The sequence below is a fragment of the Streptomyces sp. NPDC054956 genome, from assembly GCF_053609185.1.
Window position 1 is genome coordinate 1 of the sequence record NZ_JBSGXB010000481.1, and the last position, 3,857, is coordinate 3,857.

Annotated in this window: 3 protein-coding genes; 1 reads left to right on the forward strand and 2 read right to left on the reverse strand. The window is 70.1% G+C overall.

The features are described 5' to 3' along the window. Positions 1–32: 32 nt before the first annotated feature. Positions 33–947, forward strand: a complete 915-nt coding sequence (locus ACWGDE_RS37010) for a hypothetical protein (RefSeq protein ID WP_453393470.1) — start codon at positions 33–35, stop codon at positions 945–947. Positions 948–1,048: 101 nt separating this feature from the next. Here the strand turns inward: ACWGDE_RS37010 and ptsP are convergent, their stop codons facing one another. Next, the gene (ptsP, locus tag ACWGDE_RS37015; RefSeq protein ID WP_453393471.1) at positions 1,049–2,719 is read right to left on the reverse strand and encodes a phosphoenolpyruvate--protein phosphotransferase; all 1,671 of its coding nucleotides are present in this window, start codon (positions 2,717–2,719) and stop codon (positions 1,049–1,051) included. A gap of 73 nt (positions 2,720–2,792) precedes the next feature. Continuing rightward, the gene (locus tag ACWGDE_RS37020; RefSeq protein WP_453393472.1) at positions 2,793–3,242 is read right to left on the reverse strand and encodes a PTS sugar transporter subunit IIA; all 450 of its coding nucleotides are present in this window, start codon (positions 3,240–3,242) and stop codon (positions 2,793–2,795) included. Positions 3,243–3,857: the final 615 nt, after the last annotated feature.

The following is a 3,857-nucleotide window of genomic DNA, read 5'->3' on the forward strand; positions in this document are numbered from 1 at the left end:
TGGGCTGCTTATTTTTTGTATATGAGACAGCATTGCCACGCTCAACCGACCGCTGGCCCGCCGGGGGTGGGGGCCGCCCGGCCCCCACCCGGCGCCGCACGCTGCGCCGCGAAGTCCCGAGCACCGTCGGCCTCCTGGCCGACGCCGGGGACTTCGCGGCCATGCGCCGCTACCGCAGCTTCGCCTTCGACGACCACCGCGACTACCTCGAACAGGTCGAACGCCTGCTCCACTCCCTCGCCGCCCAGGGCATCCACACCACGGTCGCCCTCTTCGACCCCGAGGACTACGGAGAGTTCTGCCGGCGGCAGGGACTCGATCCCGACACCCCCGGCTCCCGCACCCGGTTCACCGCCGAACTGGCCGGCGCCGGCGGCTCCCTCCCGTACGCGGGCCAGCCCATCGACGAACTGGTCCCGCTCCTCGTGGACGAGGCCGTCCGGCAGGCCACGTGGGAGTACGCCACCACCCTCCTGGCCGGCGTCGGCAGCTGCGCCGACTGCGGCCAGGACATCGGCGCCGCCTCCTTCGAGCGCGCCGCCGACGCCCTCAAACACCTCGTCGACCGGGCCGGCCCCGGCCACCACCACCTCGTGTGCAGCGTCCCCGCCGAGGAGGAACAGCTCCTGGCCGTCCTGCACGCCGACGCGGCCGCACAGGGGCCGCCACGGATCGAGGGCCGCGAGGGCCTCGACTTCGTGACCGTCCTCGCCGCGGGCCTGGCCCTGGGCGGCCCCGGGGGAGTGGTCCTGCGCAGCACCGCCGAGGGAGTCCGGGACCGGGTCCACGGCTGGCGCCTGGACCGCGGCCGCCTGGTCCCCCTGTCGGCGGCGGCCGTCTTCAACGCCTACTGCACCGACGCCGACACCGGAGAACCCGTCGCCCCCGAACCGGGCGTCGAGTACTGCCCGGGCTACGAGGTCGACGAGCCGGGCCCCCACCACTGACCCGAACGGGTGGTGAGCCGCGCCCGCGAACGGCCGAGGGGCCCTCGCCACCGGCGAGGACCCCTCGATCGAACGACACACCGTCCGGTGCGGTGCCCGGGCTACTCGCCGGACAGCACCGCCTGGGCGGCCACACGGGCCTCCTCGGCGCTGTCCGCGGCACGCGCGGCGGCAGCCGCACGCTCGCACTGCGCCAGGGTGTACTTGGCGAGCGTCGCCCGCACGTAGGGAATCGAAGCGGCACCCATCGACAGGGAGGTGACACCCAGACCCGTCAGCACACAGGCCAGCAGCGGGTCGGAGGCCGCCTCGCCACAGACGCCACAGCTCTTGCCCTCGGCCTTGGCCGCGTCCGCCGACATGGCGATCAGGTCGAGCAGCGCGGGCTGCCACGGGTCCTGCAGCCGCGACACGGCTCCGACCTGACGGTCGGCGGCGAAGGCGTACTGCGCCAGGTCATTGGTGCCCAGCGACAGGAACTCGACCTCCTGCAGGATCGAGCGAGCCCGCAGCGCGGCGGAGGGGATCTCCACCATCGCGCCGAACTTCGCCCGCAGACCGGCATCGCGGCACGCGTCCGCGAAGGCCTTGGCGTCGATCCGGTCGGCCACCATCGGGGCCATGACCTCGAGGTAGACCGGCAGCCCCTCGGCGGCCTTGGCCAGCGCGGTCAGCTGCGTACGCAGCACGTCCGGGTGGTCGAGCAGCGAGCGCAGACCGCGGACGCCCAGAGCCGGGTTCGGCTCGTCGGCCGGGGTCAGGAAGTCCAGCGGCTTGTCGGCGCCGGCGTCCAGGACGCGTACGACGACACGGCCCTCGGGGAAGGCCTCGAGCACCTTGCGGTACGACTCGATCTGCTTCTCTTCGGTCGGCGCCTTCTTGCTGTCGTCCAGGAAGAGGAACTCGGTGCGGAACAGGCCCACACCCTCGGCCCCGGCCTCGACGGCCGCCGGCACGTCCGCCGGACCACCGACGTTGGCCAGCAGCGGCACCTTGTGACCGTCGGACGTCGCGCCCGGACCGGAGGAGGCGGCGAGAGCGGCCTTGCGCTCGGCGGCCGCGGCCTCCAGCTCGGCACGCTTCTCCGGAGACGGGTCCACGAACAGGTCGCCCGTGCTGCCGTCGACGGCGATGAGGGTGCCCTCGGCGATCTCGCCCGCACCGGGCAGCGCCACGATGGCCGGCACGCCCAGCGCCCGCGCGAGGATCGCGCTGTGGCTGGTCGGTCCGCCTTCCTCGGTCACGAAGCCGAGGACGAGGGCCGGGTCGAGCAGAGCGGTGTCGGCGGGCGCCAGGTCACGCGCGATCAGCACGTACGGCTCGTCGCTGTCCGGCACGCCCGGCATCGGCACGCCGAGCAGGCGGGCGACGATGCGGTTGCGCACGTCGTCCAGGTCGGCGACACGGCCGGCCATGTACTCGCCGGCACCCGCGAGGAGCTCGCGGTAGTGGGAGAAGGCGTCGTACACACCGCGCTCGGCGGTGCTGCCGACGGCGATCCGCCGGTCGACGTCCGTCATCAGCTCGGGGTCCGTGGCGATCATCGCCTGGGCCTCGAGCACGTGCTGAGCCTCGCCACCGGCCAGCTGGCCGCGCGCGATCAGGTCGGCCGACACAGCTTCCACGGCCTTGCGGGCGCGCCCCTGTTCGCGCTCCGCCTCGTCCGCGTTGATCTGCTTCGCCGGCGGCTCGAGAACCGCCGTACCCATGTGCCGAACCTCGCCGATCGCCACACCGTGGCTCACGCCGACGCCTCGCAGCGTTGTCTCCATTTCACCCGTCTCCGATTGAGCGACGGCCCCGCCGCCGCGATGGATGTCCGACTCGCCTATGGAGGCGGACACGTCACTTCCAGCTGAAGAGGACGTCCGAAGCCTTGACGTCCCCGGCCTCGACCACGTCGGAGAGGGAGTCCGCGGAGGCCTCCAGCGCCACGATGGGGCAGACGGAGGACTTGCCGGCGGCCTCGACGGCGGCCGGGTTCCAGCGGATGACGGCCTGGCCACGGCTCACGGTGTCGCCCTTGTTGACGAGGAGCTCGAAGCCCTCGCCGTTGAGCTGAACGGTGTCGATGCCCAGGTGGGTGAGCACACCGTGTCCTTCGTCGTCGACGACGACGTACGCGTGCGGGTGCAGGGAGACGACCACACCGTCAACGGGGGACACCGCCTCCGAGGGCTCCTGCACGGGCTTGATAGCGGTGCCCGGTCCCACCATCGCGCCGGAGAACACCGGATCGGGCACTGCCGCGAGTCCGATGGCGGTCCCGGCGAGTGGGGACGTCACGCTGGTCATGTGGGGCCTCCCAGGGGTGGGGCTACTTCGTGTCGCCGTCACAACCTGTCCTGGACGGCGTACTTTGAGAAGGGTAAGTCATGAGACGTCCCGGTTCCGCCTGAACTGCACCTGTTCATACAGGTACTGACGGAGGTCCCGAGCGAGTCAGGTGACAACCTAGTGGACTAGACCACCGGACTAGACCATACGCCTGAATCGATTTGCTTGGGCACCAGCGGACCTGTACTGTCGTGACTCCCGCCAGGAAGCCCCGCGTGAACATCTCGCGAACGGCTGATGGACGGGCATCCTCCTCTTCTTCACTGATCTTGATCTCGGCTTCTTTCCGCGTGCCTATTCGGCAAAACGGAGAGTGGTCAGGGAGACGGAAAAGGACTGATAGAGTCGGACTCGCCGGAAAGGGAAACGCGAAAGCGAAGAACCGGAAGGCGGAAAACAAGCGAGACTGACTCTGATAGAGTCGGAAACGCAAGAACGAAGGAAGCGCCCGGAGGAAAGCCCCAGTAATTGTTACTGCGGTGAGTACAAAGGAAGCGTCCGTTCCTTGAGAACTCAACAGCGTGCCAAAAATCAACGCCAAAAGTTGATACCCCGTCCACTTCGGTGGATGAG

Excerpts from the sequence above, each read along its gene's own strand:
- ptsP (WP_453393471.1), bottom strand. The coding sequence starts at position 2,719 with ATGGAGACAACGCTGCGAGGCGTCGGCGTGAGCCACGGTGTGGCGATC.
- ACWGDE_RS37020 (WP_453393472.1), bottom strand. The coding sequence starts at position 3,242 with ATGACCAGCGTGACGTCCCCACTCGCCGGGACCGCCATCGGACTCGCG.